Source organism: Affinundibacterium nitidum, assembly GCF_014284155.1.
GTDB lineage: Bacteria > Pseudomonadota > Gammaproteobacteria > Burkholderiales > Burkholderiaceae_D > Undibacterium > Undibacterium nitidum.
Genome location: NZ_JACOFZ010000008.1, coordinates 112,140 through 126,327 on the forward strand (window position 1 = coordinate 112,140; position 14,188 = coordinate 126,327).

General features: G+C 46.3%; 14 protein-coding genes. All 14 read right to left on the reverse strand.

Annotated elements, in window-relative coordinates; translation table 11 throughout:
- Positions 1-87: 87 nt before the first annotated feature.
- Positions 88-2,790, reverse strand: a complete 2,703-nt coding sequence (locus H8K36_RS19515; RefSeq protein WP_186917565.1) for a TonB-dependent receptor — start codon at positions 2,788-2,790, stop codon at positions 88-90.
- 745 nt (positions 2,791-3,535) lie between these two features.
- Complete coding sequence (locus H8K36_RS16270; RefSeq protein ID WP_186917566.1) at positions 3,536-4,345, reverse strand: PPK2 family polyphosphate kinase; 810 nt, start codon at positions 4,343-4,345, stop codon at positions 3,536-3,538.
- A gap of 55 nt (positions 4,346-4,400) precedes the next feature.
- Positions 4,401-4,835, reverse strand: a complete 435-nt coding sequence (locus tag H8K36_RS16275; protein ID WP_186917567.1) for a CoA-binding protein — start codon at positions 4,833-4,835, stop codon at positions 4,401-4,403.
- Between the two features lie 114 nt (positions 4,836-4,949).
- On the reverse strand, positions 4,950-5,372 hold the full coding sequence (locus H8K36_RS16280; protein ID WP_186917568.1) for a F0F1 ATP synthase subunit epsilon: 423 nt from the start codon (positions 5,370-5,372) through the stop codon (positions 4,950-4,952).
- Between the two features lie 98 nt (positions 5,373-5,470).
- Positions 5,471-6,874: a F0F1 ATP synthase subunit beta gene (atpD, locus tag H8K36_RS16285; protein WP_186917569.1), complete on the reverse strand. Its 1,404-nt coding sequence runs from the start codon at positions 6,872-6,874 to the stop codon at positions 5,471-5,473.
- A 30-nt stretch (positions 6,875-6,904) separates the two neighbouring features.
- The gene (gene atpG / locus H8K36_RS16290; protein WP_186917570.1) at positions 6,905-7,774 is read right to left on the reverse strand and encodes a F0F1 ATP synthase subunit gamma; all 870 of its coding nucleotides are present in this window, start codon (positions 7,772-7,774) and stop codon (positions 6,905-6,907) included.
- A 29-nt stretch (positions 7,775-7,803) separates the two neighbouring features.
- Positions 7,804-9,345: a F0F1 ATP synthase subunit alpha gene (gene atpA, locus H8K36_RS16295; protein WP_186917571.1), complete on the reverse strand. Its 1,542-nt coding sequence runs from the start codon at positions 9,343-9,345 to the stop codon at positions 7,804-7,806.
- A gap of 47 nt (positions 9,346-9,392) precedes the next feature.
- Entirely contained in the window at positions 9,393-9,926 is a 534-nt protein-coding gene (locus H8K36_RS16300; protein ID WP_186917572.1) for a F0F1 ATP synthase subunit delta, read from the reverse strand.
- Positions 9,927-9,928: 2 nt separating this feature from the next.
- Positions 9,929-10,399 carry a F0F1 ATP synthase subunit B gene (locus tag H8K36_RS16305; protein ID WP_186917573.1) on the reverse strand — a complete coding sequence of 157 codons (471 nt, stop codon included), beginning with the start codon at positions 10,397-10,399 and terminating at the stop codon, positions 9,929-9,931.
- Between the two features lie 78 nt (positions 10,400-10,477).
- The gene (atpE, locus tag H8K36_RS16310; protein ID WP_186917574.1) at positions 10,478-10,720 is read right to left on the reverse strand and encodes a F0F1 ATP synthase subunit C; all 243 of its coding nucleotides are present in this window, start codon (positions 10,718-10,720) and stop codon (positions 10,478-10,480) included.
- A 128-nt stretch (positions 10,721-10,848) separates the two neighbouring features.
- On the reverse strand, positions 10,849-11,673 hold the full coding sequence (gene atpB, locus H8K36_RS16315) for a F0F1 ATP synthase subunit A (RefSeq protein WP_186917575.1): 825 nt from the start codon (positions 11,671-11,673) through the stop codon (positions 10,849-10,851).
- Positions 11,674-11,675: 2 nt separating this feature from the next.
- On the reverse strand, positions 11,676-12,011 hold the full coding sequence (locus H8K36_RS16320) for an ATP synthase subunit I (protein WP_186917576.1): 336 nt from the start codon (positions 12,009-12,011) through the stop codon (positions 11,676-11,678).
- A 317-nt stretch (positions 12,012-12,328) separates the two neighbouring features.
- The gene (locus H8K36_RS16325) at positions 12,329-13,222 is read right to left on the reverse strand and encodes a ParB/RepB/Spo0J family partition protein (RefSeq protein WP_186917577.1); all 894 of its coding nucleotides are present in this window, start codon (positions 13,220-13,222) and stop codon (positions 12,329-12,331) included.
- Positions 13,223-13,230: 8 nt separating this feature from the next.
- Entirely contained in the window at positions 13,231-14,010 is a 780-nt protein-coding gene (locus tag H8K36_RS16330) for a ParA family protein (protein ID WP_186917578.1), read from the reverse strand.
- Positions 14,011-14,188: the final 178 nt, after the last annotated feature.

The window sequence follows — 14,188 nt, forward strand, 5'->3', positions numbered from 1 at the left end:
GCCCAGTGCAGTCGATCGTAGACCAACGCACATGGACTCAAGGATGTTCGCTTTACACTGGAGAGCGCAGCGAAGATCAGTACCTAATCAATAGTTAAAGCCAAATCGAATACCAAACATACGAGGTTCCACTGGTGCGTAGTTCATCTGAGCACCGACACCTGATCCACGCCAGTATGCAGCTTTGCTATCCGTCGCATTACGTACATACAGCTCAGCATGCCAAGCGTCCTCTGGCGCATCCAAACGTACTGATGCATCTACCAATGCGTAGGCTTTTTGGAAGCGGCCAATGTGAGCGAACTCATCATTGCGTACATCGAAGTAAGCCTTATCACGCCAGTTCCATTTCACATACGGCGTCAACGCAAAGCCACTCGGTAAATCAAACTTCTGTGAGAAGTGCAACATCATCGTGCGACGCGGTGCGTTTGGCAAATTATTGTTAGTCACATCGTAAAGACGCTTACCGTTATCGGGGCCCAAGCCGTTAAACACTGGAGCGCATGGCGTCAAACCGAACTCTGTACGTGCGTCGCAATTGTAATCATCGCTGTATGAACCGTAGTCACGAATCTTCGTATCGAGCAAAGTGAAAGCACCACCCACTTTAGCACCTGGCCATGGTTTGTAATCCCACTCCACTTCCAAACCACGAATCTTCGTATTACCTACGTTAATCGTACGCCATGTTTCATAGACGTCGCACTTCGGTTGATCAGCAGTACATGGTGCTGGCGGCACATATTTGCTAACGAAGTAAGTACCTGTTAATTGCTGATCTTTGTAGTTCATTGCAAATGCGACTGCAGACAAACTCAAAGTGTTATCGAGGAATTTACCCTTGTACCCTAATTCAAAGTTTGTCACGAGTTCAGGTTTGTAAGGCAAGAAGGTTTCCACGTTGGGTGAACCATCTGCACACTTACGCATATTTGGACCAGAGGCATCACCACCGCATGCCAGAGTTCTGTCACCGAAACCACCGGCTTTATAACCTGTTGCCAATGCAGCATAAGCCATTTCGTTTTTGTTGATTTGTGTTTGCAAACCTAAACGCCATGTGAGCTTATGCCATTTTTCGCTATGGTCATTCTTACTTGGTGTGCCATACAAATGGTAGGCTGCTGCGCTACCGCCTGGACCATAATTTAAGTCATTGCCTTGAGGCAGACGGTAACCTGGCGTGCCTGGTGTACCAGGATCGTAGCCGCCATTGTAGAACTCTTTCTGACCCCACCAGCCGCCAAGATTCAAACCGTCTTTATCTGTTTTGCTATCAGCACTAAAGCGTGCACCTGCCGTCGCTGTCCAGCTTGGTTGGAATTCCCAATCTGCTTGCGCGAAAATCGCTTTGGCGTCCACTTGGCGATTCGGTTGTGCGTAGAAAGCACCCGACGCTAAACCAACTGGCGCACGATACAAATCAACCACTTCATAGTTAATTTGATTTTTTTCATGCATCCAGAACAAACCGGCAACATATTTTAGATCGCCAATACGTTGTTTCAATTGCAGTTCATGTACGGTGGAGAGGTACTTAGAATCAACGGTTTGTTGATACTGATCAGCCAATGGCCATGTACCCCAGTTGTTACCGCCCGCGATGCTTGGATGGTCTTGCGTAATTTGGAATGGCAAAGCCGCCATATTACCTTTGTCATTGTCATACAATTGGCTGCGGCGTTGATCTGCGAGCGCAAAGTTGTAGTCCAATGTCATATCTTTATCGACGTTCCAATTCGCACCTGCACGCAGTGTACGGATCTTCATGTCTGTCATGCCTGGAACGTTGATTTTCAAATCAAAACGGCCCCATCCAGACGGACATGCATAACGAGTTCCCGCGACCGAATCACAATCTTTAAACGCTGTACCACCCGCACTTGAATCTTGGAACTCTTCATATGTTGCGTGCAGCTTCAAGTCTTTATTAACTTTGTATGCAGCTGAGATACGTGCCGCCCATTCGTTTTGGTTAGTATAGTAATCGCTAGGATCAACTTTACGGTTCCAACGTTGAATTAAATCTGGAATACCATCTGGTTTCCATCCTTTAGATGGGAGATTCGCTTCGCTAAAGTCTTGCATCTGGTTTGCGTAACCATCGCGTGTAACTTTGGTAAATGCGGCGCGTAAAGCGAACTCATCGTTCACTTTAATGTTTTGCACCACATTCATTTGGCGCTTATTGTAATTGCCGATTTCGACTTCACTGCGACCGTAGTTGCCTGAGAAATCTGGCTTAGCGGAGATCACGTTGATCGTACCACCTGTAGAGTTACGACCGAACAAAGTACCTTGTGGGCCACGCAATACTTCAACTTGGTCAACGTCGAACATCAGTGCTTGTGCGCCCTGTGGACGTGGCGAATACAAACCGTCGACATGGAAGCCAACGGCAGGATCGCCGATTTCTGTTGTGTTACTTGATGTAATGCCGCGAATCGTCACTTGGATCGCAGAGTCATTCGTTTGTACGATCGTGACGTTCGGCACTTCATTGGCGAGATCTTTCGCGCTCGTCACACCGAGGCGACTCAAGCTATCTTGGCTAAAAGCCGTAACGGCCAAAGGCGTTTTCAATAAGGAAGTGGAATAGCGTGTCGCCGTAATATTTACTTCTTGAATTTGATCAGATTCTTTTTTCGCTGCCGCTTTCTTTGCATCGGCAGGCTCATTTGTTTTCGCTGCTTCTGCTTGCTGGGCATAGACAGGCGCATTCATCAAACCGAAGGCACTGGCAACGGCCACGCTCATCAGGGTTCGTTTTGTTTTCGGATGGAACATTTGGTCTCCTTGTGTTGTCTTGGACCCGCTTCAGTATTATCTGCGCAAGTCGTTCTTGGCACTACTTGTTCTTGCTACGGATTGCTTATTCTTTGCTCTATGCACTCGGTGTTTCTACAAATATGAGAAGTCCTGGTAAGGCTTAGTGCTCAGCGTCTGGTCGTCGGCTCAACGACTAGTGCCGTCATGTTTTTTGCAGAATAAGGTAAATTCTGCCAAGAACCTTACATCATGTGGAATCGTTTCCATTTGTGAGTTGGAATATAGCATTCCTTAAAAATAAGTGTCAACATTTTTTTGGAAACGTTACCAATTGCTGTTTTTTTGCGACATTTTAGGTCGACAAGAAGGTTTTCCAAATGACTTACCCGAGCGCAATCAAGTTTTTCTTCATTTGTGCAGCTCTTCTCACCCCAATTGCTCAGATGACTGGGTTTAATTGAAGTTCTTGCACAAGAACTTCCCCATATGCTGTGGATAACTTTGTGGGTAATTTCAAAGAAAAATAGTGCCGATGGGAATCAAGACAAGAATTTGTTTAACTAGCTATCGTAAGCTATTGTTTAATTGGAAGATTTTATAAAATTCAATTGTTAAAAACTGTTTCCACAAATAAATTCTTTTGATTTTTTTGTGGATAAGTTTCATTTTATGATCTTTTTATCTTATTAATTTGCTTCGAAATTCTCATTGGGTCACTCTGGTTTTCACATCCCTGCTTTACACACCCATGTGCTATCAATGCCTATTTCACGACCAGCTTTTTAATGTCTGGGTTGCCTGGTGGGTAGGCCAACCCCATCAGCGCAATCTGCTCCTCGAGTATCGATGCAATTGTCAAATTTCTCTGCGTTTTGGAGTTCGCAGGAATGATGAACCATGGCGCATACTCTGTATTCGTCGCCTCTATAGCCTCTTGATAGGCGACTTGGTAATCATCCCAATATTCGCGTTCTTTAAGATCGTTAGCGTCGAACTTCCAATGTTTATTCGGGTCTGCGATACGCTCTTCTAATCGTTCTTTTTGTTCCGACTTGGAGATGTGCAAAAAGAATTTAAAAATCGTCGTTCCTGTTTCAGCCAACATCTTTTCAAAAGCATTGATATGGGCGAAACGCTGGGGCACTTCTGCGGCAGAAATCCACTGATGTACACGCGTAATGAGCACGTCTTCATAATGGCTACGATTGAATATCGCGATCTCACCTAAGGCCGGCACTTGCTGGTGAACGCGCCACAAATAGTCATGTGCGGACTCGATCGCGGTCGGCGCCTTAAAGCAATAACAACGGGCACCAAGAGGATTAATCTGACCAAACACAGCACGCACGGTTCCGTCTTTGCCTGAGGTATCCATGCCTTGTAGGATGACCAAGATCTTATGCTTCTTCTGCGCATAAAGGAGATCTTGATAGGCGGCGAGTTTTTCTGCCAAAGCTAAAGTGCGTAACTTATCAACGCTCTTATCCTTACTCGACAGCAGCTTCTCCTCAGCATCAATATCACTCAGCACTACATTTTTCTTCGCGAGAAATTTTGAGGCAATCGACACCATGAGCATCCTCCGAGATAAGTAAAGCAACAACTGAAATGTTGTGCTGCGTATGAGTCTAACTGATTCCGTGCAGTCGCTTATGTTCTATCTTGGTACAACGATCCATCACCACACGCATTCCGATATCACGCGCGCGTTTCGCAGCGTCTTCGTTAAGAATGTCTAACTGCATCCAAATTGCTCCAGCACCTACCGATCCAGCTGCTTCAACGATAGCGGGGATCTCTTCTGTTTTGCGAAAACAATCAACGATATCAATGGCGAGACCAGTGGCATCGACTGCTTCCTTCAAACTTGCATAACACTGTTGTCCGAGTATTTCTGTGCCAGCCAGCATCGGATTAACGCCGAATACTTGATAGCCATGTTCTATCAAGTACATCGCCACTTTATAACTATCGCGTTCAGACTTATTCGACAAACCAACGATGGCGATCGTACGTGCTTGCTGTAATAACTGATCGATTTCTACTGTTTGTTGTGGTTCCATGTTTCGACTCGTAGGAGATGTTCAGGCAAAAATAAAGGCAGCCTAAGCTGCCTTTATCATTTTACGACGGTATTACTGATTGCATTAGTTCTGCCTTAAAACCTACCGACAAAATTAACGCTTAGAACGCAATTTCTGAATCGCTGCCAATTGTGCGATCGCTGATGCCAACTCGGCTTGTGCTTGCGCATAGTCGATGCCTGCTTCGCGATTAACCAAAGCTTCTTCTGCCAATTTCTTGGCTTCAGCTGCTTTTGCTTCATCAAGATCAGCGCCACGAATCGCTGTATCGGCCAATACAGTTACTGTATCTGGTTGTACTTCCAAGATACCGCCTGCAACGAATACGAATTCGTCCTCAGCTTTACCTTCAACCTTGATACGCACTGCGCCTGGCTTAATACGTGTGATCAATGGAGTGTGTTTTGGGTAGATACCCAATTCACCTGATTCACCCGGCAACGCGACGAACAAAGCTTCGCCAGAAAAGATACTCTCTTCTGCAGAAACTACGTCAACGTGAATAGTATGTGCCATGTGCTAACCTTTTTAGTTTGCTTCCCCGTCCCCGAATCTACATTCTAGGAAGGGGGGCGTCACTCTTCGCCCCGAGTTTGATTCGGGGCTCAGAATAATTATGCTGCCATTTTCTTCGCTTTTTCGATCGCTTCGTCGATTGTACCTACCATGTAGAACGCTTGTTCTGGCAGGTGATCGAGTTCACCGGATGCAATCATCTTGAAGCCTTTGATTGTATCTTTCAGTGAAACGTATTTACCTGGGGAACCAGTAAATACCTCAGCAACGTGGAAAGGCTGAGACAAGAAACGTTGCATCTTACGTGCACGAGCAACGATCAACTTATCTTCAGGTGCCAATTCGTCCATACCCAAAATCGCGATAATGTCACGCAATTCTTTGTAGCGTTGCAAAGTACCTTGAACAGCGCGTGCTGTTTCATAGTGCTCTTGACCAACAACTTGTGGGTCCAACTGACGAGATGTGGAATCCAATGGATCAACCGCTGGGTAAATACCCAAGGATGCGATGTCACGGGACAAAACAACGGTGGAATCCAAGTGAGCAAATGTTGTCGCTGGGGATGGATCTGTCAAGTCATCCGCTGGAACGTAAACCGCTTGAATAGAAGTAATAGAACCAGTCTTAGTGGAAGTAATACGTTCTTGCAAACGGCCCATTTCTTCAGCCAATGTTGGTTGGTAACCCACCGCGGAAGGCATACGGCCCAACAACGCGGAAACTTCAGTACCAGCCAATGTGTAACGATAGATGTTATCGACGAAGAACAACACGTCTTTACCTTCGTCACGGAAACCTTCAGCGATCGTCAAACCAGTCAAAGCAACGCGCAAACGGTTACCTGGTGGTTCATTCATCTGACCGTACACCATCGCCACTTTGGAATCTTCAGGCTTTTCCAAGTTAACAACGTTAGCGTCAGCCATTTCGTGGTAGAAGTCATTACCTTCACGAGTACGTTCACCAACACCAGCAAACACGGACAAACCGCTGTGTGCTTTAGCAATGTTGTTGATCAACTCCATCATGTTAACGGTCTTACCAACACCCGCACCACCGAACAGACCAACTTTACCACCCTTCGCAAATGGGCAAACCAAGTCAATAACTTTGATACCGGTTTCCAACAATTCTTGCGATGGAGAGAGTTCGTCGTAAGCAGGCGCTTTACGGTGAATAGATGCTTGTGATTCACGGCTTACCGGACCACATTCATCAATTGGGTTACCCAATACGTCCATAATACGGCCCAATGTTGCTTTGCCGGTTGGAACCATAATTGGTTTACCTGTGTTGCTAATCATCATGCCACGACGCAAGCCATCAGATGTACCCAAAGCAATCGTACGGACGATACCGTCACCCAATTGCTGTTGTACTTCCAATGTCAGATCGGAGCCTTCCATTTTCAAGGCATCGTAAACCTTAGGCATCGCGTCGCGTGGAAATTCTACGTCCACAACAGCGCCGATACACTGAACGATTTTGCCATTAGCCATGTTCGTTCCTTCAATAATATTAAATTTCGTTTAGACCGCTGCCGCGCCGGCGACGATCTCGGAGAGCTCTTTAGTAATCGCAGCTTGACGAGTTTTGTTGTAAATCAATTTCAACTCACCAATCACATTACCCGCGTTATCGCTAGCTGACTTCATCGCCACCATACGTGCCGATTGTTCTGACGCCATGTTTTCTGCCACTGCTTGATAAATCAGCGCTTCTACATAACGCACCAACAATTCATCGATCACCGTCGCTGCGTCTGGTTCGTAAATGTAGTCCCAAGAATGGGATGCTGCATTTGTTTCCAGCTTGTCCGCTGTCAGAGGCAATAATTGCTCTAACACTGGCTCTTGCTTCATGGTGTTAATGAATTTGGTGTAGCTCAAATAAACCGCGTCGAGCTTGCCTTCCTGATACGCATCCAGCAACAACTTTACTGGACCAATCAATTTATCGAGGTGCGGCGTATCGCCGAGTTGGATCGCATGCGAAACAACTTTTGCACCTACACGATTCAGGAAGCCGAGACCCTTGTTACCAATCGCGACCGCTTCAATTTTTGAACCCTTACCTTCGAGTTCACGCATTTTGTTGGTGACCAAACGCAAAACGTTGGTATTCAAGCCACCGCACAAACCCTTATCAGTTGTTACAACGATCAAGCCAATTTTCTTAGCTTGATCTTGCTGAACCATGAAAGGATGCGTGTACTCTGGGTTGGCCTGTGACAAGTTAGCGGTGATATTGCGAATCTTCTCACTGTATGGGCGAGCAGCACGCATTCTGTCCTGCGCTTTGCGCATTTTAGAAGCGGCAACCATTTCCATCGCCTTAGTGATCTTCTTCGTATTCTCTACGCTTTTGATCTTGCCACGTATCTCTTTACCTGCAGCCATGAGTATTGACTCCTTCTAGCTACGGTAAATTAAAATGCGCCGGATTTTTTGAAATCAGCAATTGCGGCAGCCATGGCAGCTTCGCCATCTTTGTCCAGTTGCTTGGTTTCTTCGATCTTTTGCAACAACGCTGCTTGGTTAGTCTTCAAGTGGTTATGCATGCCAGATTCGAAAGACAATACTTTCTTCACTGGTACATCATCCAAGAAGCCTTTGTTCACAGCAAACAGACTGGACGCCATCAAAGAGATAGACAATGGTGCGTACTGAGCTTGTTTCAACAATTCAGTAACGCGCGCACCACGATCCAACTGCTTACGTGTTGCTTCATCCAAATCAGATGCGAACTGCGCAAACGCTGCCAATTCACGATATTGCGCCAAGTCAGTACGGATACCGCCGGACAAGTTTTTGATAACTTTAGTCTGAGCTGCACCACCAACGCGAGACACGGAAATACCCGCGTTAATCGCTGGACGAATACCAGAGTTGAACAATGAAGTTTCCAAGAAGATCTGACCGTCAGTAATCGAAATTACGTTAGTTGGAACGAAAGCGGAAACGTCACCTGCTTGAGTTTCAATGATAGGCAATGCTGTCAAGGAACCTGTCTTACCTTTAACTTCACCTTTAGTGAATGCTTCAACGTAGTCTGGGTTAACACGTGCTGCACGTTCCAACAAACGGGAGTGCAAGTAGAACACGTCACCTGGATACGCTTCACGGCCTGGTGGACGGCGCAACAACAAGGAAACTTGACGGTATGCAACCGCTTGTTTCGACAAGTCATCATAAACGATCAATGCATCTTCGCCGCGGTCACGGAAGTATTCACCCATCGCGCAACCGGAGTATGCGGATACGTATTGCATCGCTGCAGATTCAGATGCAGTCGCTGCGACAACGATGGTGTATTCCATTGCGCCGTGTGCTTCCAAAGAACGCACAACGTTTTTAACGGAAGAAGCTTTTTGACCAATCGCTACATAGATACATGTAACGCCTTGACCTTTTTGATTGATGATCGCATCGATCGCTACCGCTGTTTTACCAGTTTGACGATCGCCAATGATCAATTCACGTTGACCACGACCAACTGGAACCATGGAGTCGATAGACTTCAAGCCAGTTTGCAATGGTTGAGAAACGGATTGACGAGCAATAACGCCAGGAGCGATTTTTTCGATTGGCGCAGTCAATTTTGCATTGATAGGACCTTTGCCGTCGATTGGTTGACCCAATGCGTTAACAACACGGCCGCGCAATTCTGGGCCGATAGGTACTTCCAAAATACGACCTGTACATTTAACTGTATCGCCTTCGGAAATGTGTTCGTAGTCACCGAGAATAACGGCACCAACGGAATCACGTTCCAAGTTCAAGGCCAGACCAAATGTATTGCCTGGGAATTCCAACATCTCGCCTTGCATCGCATCGGACAAACCGTGGATGCGGCAGATGCCGTCGGTAACGGAGATAACCGTACCTTGATTACGAATCTCAGCGCTGTCACCAAGGCCTTGAATACGGCTCTTGATCAACTCGCTGATTTCTGATGGGTTGAGTTGCATACTAACTCCTAAAATTGTTTCAGTACTTAAACAGCATTAAGCAAAGCTTAAGCAGTTAAAGCGTTGTGCATCTGTTGCAGCTTGGCACGAACCGAAGTATCCAGCACTTGATCACCAACCACGATACGCACACCACCGATCAGTGAAGAATCCACTGTTACGGTTGGGTGCAATTTGCGACCAAATTTCTTTTCCAGTGTTGCCGCCAATTCTTTAACTTGTGCGTCAGTCATTTCAAACGCGCTGACAATTTCTGCATCTGCAGAACCGGTGTCGGCATTTTGCAGATCATGAAATTGCGCCGCGATTTCTGGCAACAAAGTTAAACGGTCATATTCAGTCAAAGTATTGATGAAGTTTTTCGCTTCAGCAGTTACAGGAGACTTCAACACGGACAAGAAAGCCTCAGCAGTTTGACCTGCGGAGACTTTGGGGTTGTGTGCAAGAGCTACTACATCGGGATGCGCCGCGGCTTGCGCCATCTCAGCAACCAGTTCCGACCAGGCGGACAGGTTGCCAGACTTAGCAACGCGATACAACGCTTCTGCGTATGGACGAGCGATCGTTGCGAGTTCAGCCATGATTACAGCTCAGTCTTCAATTGGTTGAGCAAATCTGCGTGAGCAGCTGCATTCACCTCACGCTTCAAAATTTGCTCTGCGCCTTTCACTGCCAAGGCAGCTACTTGGTCGCGCAATTCTTCGCGTGCTTTTGTGACTTGATTTGCGGCTTCTGCTTGAGCTGCAGCGATGATGCGTGCGGCTTCTGCGTTAGCAGCATTCTTAGCTTCTTCAACGATCAATTGACCACGCTTCTCAGCGTTTGCAACTTGTTTCAAGCCTTCTTCGCGAGCCCCTGCCAATTCAAGCTGAACTTTTTTCTCAGCTTCTTTCATAGCAGCTTGGCCTTGATCAGCAGCGGACAAACCGTCAGCGATTTTCTTTCTGCGATCATCGATGGCGCCGATCAACGGTGGCCATACGAATTTCATGGTAAACCAAGCGAGTACAAAAAATACTACCGCTTGGTACCACATTGTTTGATTAAGATTCATGTCGTTTCCTTGTCTGAATTATCGTTCCGCGGGTGTTGACCGCTTCGACCAACACCACGGTAGAAAAAGGAAATTCAATTAACCTTTGAATGGGTTAGCTGTTGCGAAGAACATAGCGATACCAACACCGATAATGAACGCAGCGTCGATCAAACCAGCCAACAACAACATTTTGCCTTGCAATTTGTCCATCAATTCTGGTTGACGAGCAGACGCTTCCAAATATTTACCACCCATCATAGCGATACCGATACATGCACCCAAAGCGCCCAAACCGATGATCAAACCACAAGCCAAAGCTACAAATGCGACGTTAGTCATGAGAAAACTCCTAAAAGTTAAAAAATTAAAATACCAAAACCAAAAAACGAAAAACTAAAACCAATACTAAAACTGATTACTTCACTTGAATTGTCGCAGTTTGTTTTGACTCGCTGCGACCATTCGAATTAGTGTGCATCGTGAGATTGACCCATGTATACCAAAGTCAACATCATGAAAATAAACGCTTGCAAGAACACGATCAAAATGTGGAAGATCGCCCAAATCGAACCGGCAATCACTTGACCAATACCGCCGAAGTGGCTGTATGCGCCGAGCAATGCGATCAACAAGAACAACAACTCACCCGCAAACATGTTACCGAACAGTCGCATACCGAGAGAGAAAGTCTTGGCAGCAAATTCAACCACGTTCAACATAATATTGAATGGCAACATCCATGGACCAAACGGTGCTGTGCACAGTTCTTTAATGAAACCGCCAAAACCTTTGATTTTGAAGGAGTAGTAAATCATCAAAGCGAACACACCAACTGCGATACCCAAAGTGCCGTTCAAGTCAGCCGTTGGAACGACACGGTGATGAATTTCGGGGTTAATTCCCAACAATGGGAACAACCATACTGAGAACAAATCGACTGGCAAGAAGTCCATGGAGTTCATTAAAGAGACCCACACGAATACTGTCAAAGCCATTGGTGCGATGAAAGATACGTTACCGTGAACAATGCTCTTCGCTTGATCATTGACCATTTCTACAACCATCTCAACTGCGCATTGAAAACGACCAGGCACCCCGGACGTTGCTTTGCGAGAAGCCAAGAACATCAAAATGATAGCGAGTAAACCGCAAACGACGGACCAGATGATGGTGTCGTAGTTGATATAGGACATATCAACCAAAGCTGTTTGTTGGTCATGTGAATTAGCCAAATGACCCAGGTGATGTTGGATATATTCCGACGGGGTTGGGGCGTGCTCAGTTGCGCTCATAATCAATGCCTAAAGAGTAGAATTAAATAACTTTTGAGTACCACGATGAATGCAGCGATAAACGCCAGCCAATTCAAACCGGGGTAAAACATAACGACCGCTCCTAACAGTGCAATCGTCAATGCAATCTTTATAAATTCGCCGACAAAAAAGTTCATCGGACTGCCGCCAGGCTTTCGCGCGCTACTGAGTAAGCGCAGGGCGAAAAATGCGTTCGGTATGGCGCAACATAGTCCACCAAGTAAGGCTGATAATCCTGCAGGAAGGCCAGACACTACACTTGCCACCAGCGCGACGATCACAGCTGCTGCAAATTGCAACAGGATTATTCGCGCCATGCCACTCCCCATTTCATCGGATATTTCGGTCGTACTTCTCGTTTTATTATTTTTATTGGCAGCACCCTTTTAGGGCTTTGCGGACTACTTTGCGCGCCTCTTGTTCCCTGAGACGCACTATTTTTAAGCGCGAGCGAACCCGCGTTTCATAAAACCACGGAATTATACGTGTTTGTTACATGCAGCGTCAAACGTTTGATGCAACGCAACATATTTTGCTTTGCAAATCTTTTTCCTAATTGTCTTCGCTTTATCTTTCTGATTTTTAAGAAAAATCAGAAAAACTTGCTACTTTGCCTTGTTATTGAGGTTCGCGTTTATTGGCCGCGAATCTTCAAAATGATGCCATCCAAAGAGTCAAGGTCGGCAAAATCGATAATCATTTGGCCGCGACCTTTGCTGCCCAATTTTAGGGCAACTTGCGTTGCCAACAAATCAGACAATTCTTCTTCGAGGCGCGTAATGTCACGTGATTTTTCTGCCTTGTCACGTTGTTTTGCAGGCGTTGCCAGTTCCGTTGTTGTCTTTGTGACCAATTTTTCTGTGTCACGTACAGATAAACGCTTTGCTACAACTTGGTTTGCCAATTGAATCTGGGTAGCGGCATCGACCGCTAACAAGGCACGGGCATGGCCCATATCAATATCGCCAGCCATTAACATCGTCTGCACAGGGCGCGCCAAATTTAACAAACGCAGCAAGTTCGATACAGCACTACGTGAACGACCTACTGACTGAGCCGCTTGTTCATGCGTAAACGAGAAATCGGTAATCAAACGATGAATACCTTGGGCTTCCTCTAAAGGATTGAGATCTTCACGTTGAATGTTTTCAATCAAGGCCATTGCCGCCGCAGCTTGATCATCAACATCCTTGACCAGAACGGGCACTTCCGTCAAACCTGCCATCTGGGACGCACGGTAGCGTCGCTCACCGGCAATGATTTCATACTGGGTCTGCCCATTAGCCTGACCGATTGGACGCACCAAGATAGGCTGCATCAAGCCCTGTGCCTTGATCGAGGCCGCCAGCTCAGCGAGCGCTCCCTCATCCATACGGGTACGAGGTTGATATTTACCTGCCTGCATTTGCGTGACCTGTAAGGTTGTCGGCGCACCAGCGACGGTCGGAACCGCATCTGCAAAATCATCAGCACCACCCAATAACGCGTCTAAACCACGGCCGAGGCCTTTTTGTTTTTTGATTGCCATATTTCTGCTTACTTCTTATCTAAGGATTTAATTCTTTCAACCATCTCGGCACCAAACGCGATGTAGGCTTGCGCGCCTTTAGATGATGGGTCAAATACGACACCTGGAATGCCATAGGATGGCGCTTCGGCCAAACGCACGTTTCGCGGGATCAAAGTCTTAAACACTTTGTCACCGAAATGCTGTTCGAGCTGATCTGAAACCTGTTGTGATAAGGTCATACGCGGATCAAACATCACGCGCAGAAGTCCAACGATTTTCAAATCAGGATTCAGATTGGCAGCCACTTTCTTAATGGTATTTGCCAAGTCAGACAAGCCTTCTAGAGCGTAGTATTCGCACTGCATAGGAATCACCACACCATTTGCCGCACACAATCCGTTGAGGGTGAGCATAGACAATGCAGGTGGGCAGTCGATCAAAATGAAGTCATAGTCAGTGCCCACTTCGTCTAAGGCCACACGTAGGCGCTTATCTCGATTCTCAAGCTCAACCATTTCAACTTCAGCGCCAGCCAATTCACGGTTGGCTGGAAGCACATCAAAGCCACCCGCCTCCGAGCGAACCACCGCTGTTTTGACATCGGACATGCCCAACAAGACTTGATAAACGGAGGCTTGCAATTTCGACTTATTGATCCCTGCCCCCATCGTTGCATTACCTTGAGGGTCAAGATCAACCAGCAGAACCCGTTGATCTAGCTTAGCCAAGCCGGCAGCTAGATTCACGGTTGTTGTGGTTTTCCCTACACCACCTTTTTGATTGGCAACGCAAAATATTTTAGCCATGGTTTCTTTATGTGTAATTAAAGCAAACTAAATTAACTAGATTAAATTTCTATACAAATAATTACTTATTTTTCGTAACGCTTTTTAAGACCGATGCTGCTCGATCTCAACTCGGTCGAGACTTCACCGTTTCACGTGTAACCGACTCTTCTTAGCTATCTACAAAATCAAGTGGAAC

Coding starts and splice junctions, on each gene's coding strand:
- H8K36_RS19515 (WP_186917565.1), bottom strand. CDS start 2,790: ATGTTCCATCCGAAAACAAAACGAACCCTGATGAGCGTGGCCGTTGCC.
- H8K36_RS16270 (WP_186917566.1), bottom strand. CDS start 4,345: ATGGTGTCGATTGCCTCAAAATTTCTCGCGAAGAAAAATGTAGTGCTG.
- H8K36_RS16275 (WP_186917567.1), bottom strand. CDS start 4,835: ATGGAACCACAACAAACAGTAGAAATCGATCAGTTATTACAGCAAGCA.
- H8K36_RS16280 (WP_186917568.1), bottom strand. CDS start 5,372: ATGGCACATACTATTCACGTTGACGTAGTTTCTGCAGAAGAGAGTATC.
- atpD (WP_186917569.1), bottom strand. CDS start 6,874: ATGGCTAATGGCAAAATCGTTCAGTGTATCGGCGCTGTTGTGGACGTA.
- atpG (WP_186917570.1), bottom strand. CDS start 7,774: ATGGCTGCAGGTAAAGAGATACGTGGCAAGATCAAAAGCGTAGAGAAT.
- atpA (WP_186917571.1), bottom strand. CDS start 9,345: ATGCAACTCAACCCATCAGAAATCAGCGAGTTGATCAAGAGCCGTATT.
- H8K36_RS16300 (WP_186917572.1), bottom strand. CDS start 9,926: ATGGCTGAACTCGCAACGATCGCTCGTCCATACGCAGAAGCGTTGTAT.
- H8K36_RS16305 (WP_186917573.1), bottom strand. CDS start 10,399: ATGAATCTTAATCAAACAATGTGGTACCAAGCGGTAGTATTTTTTGTA.
- atpE (WP_186917574.1), bottom strand. CDS start 10,720: ATGACTAACGTCGCATTTGTAGCTTTGGCTTGTGGTTTGATCATCGGT.
- atpB (WP_186917575.1), bottom strand. CDS start 11,673: ATGAGCGCAACTGAGCACGCCCCAACCCCGTCGGAATATATCCAACAT.
- H8K36_RS16320 (WP_186917576.1), bottom strand. CDS start 12,011: ATGGCGCGAATAATCCTGTTGCAATTTGCAGCAGCTGTGATCGTCGCG.
- H8K36_RS16325 (WP_186917577.1), bottom strand. CDS start 13,222: ATGGCAATCAAAAAACAAAAAGGCCTCGGCCGTGGTTTAGACGCGTTA.
- H8K36_RS16330 (WP_186917578.1), bottom strand. CDS start 14,010: ATGGCTAAAATATTTTGCGTTGCCAATCAAAAAGGTGGTGTAGGGAAA.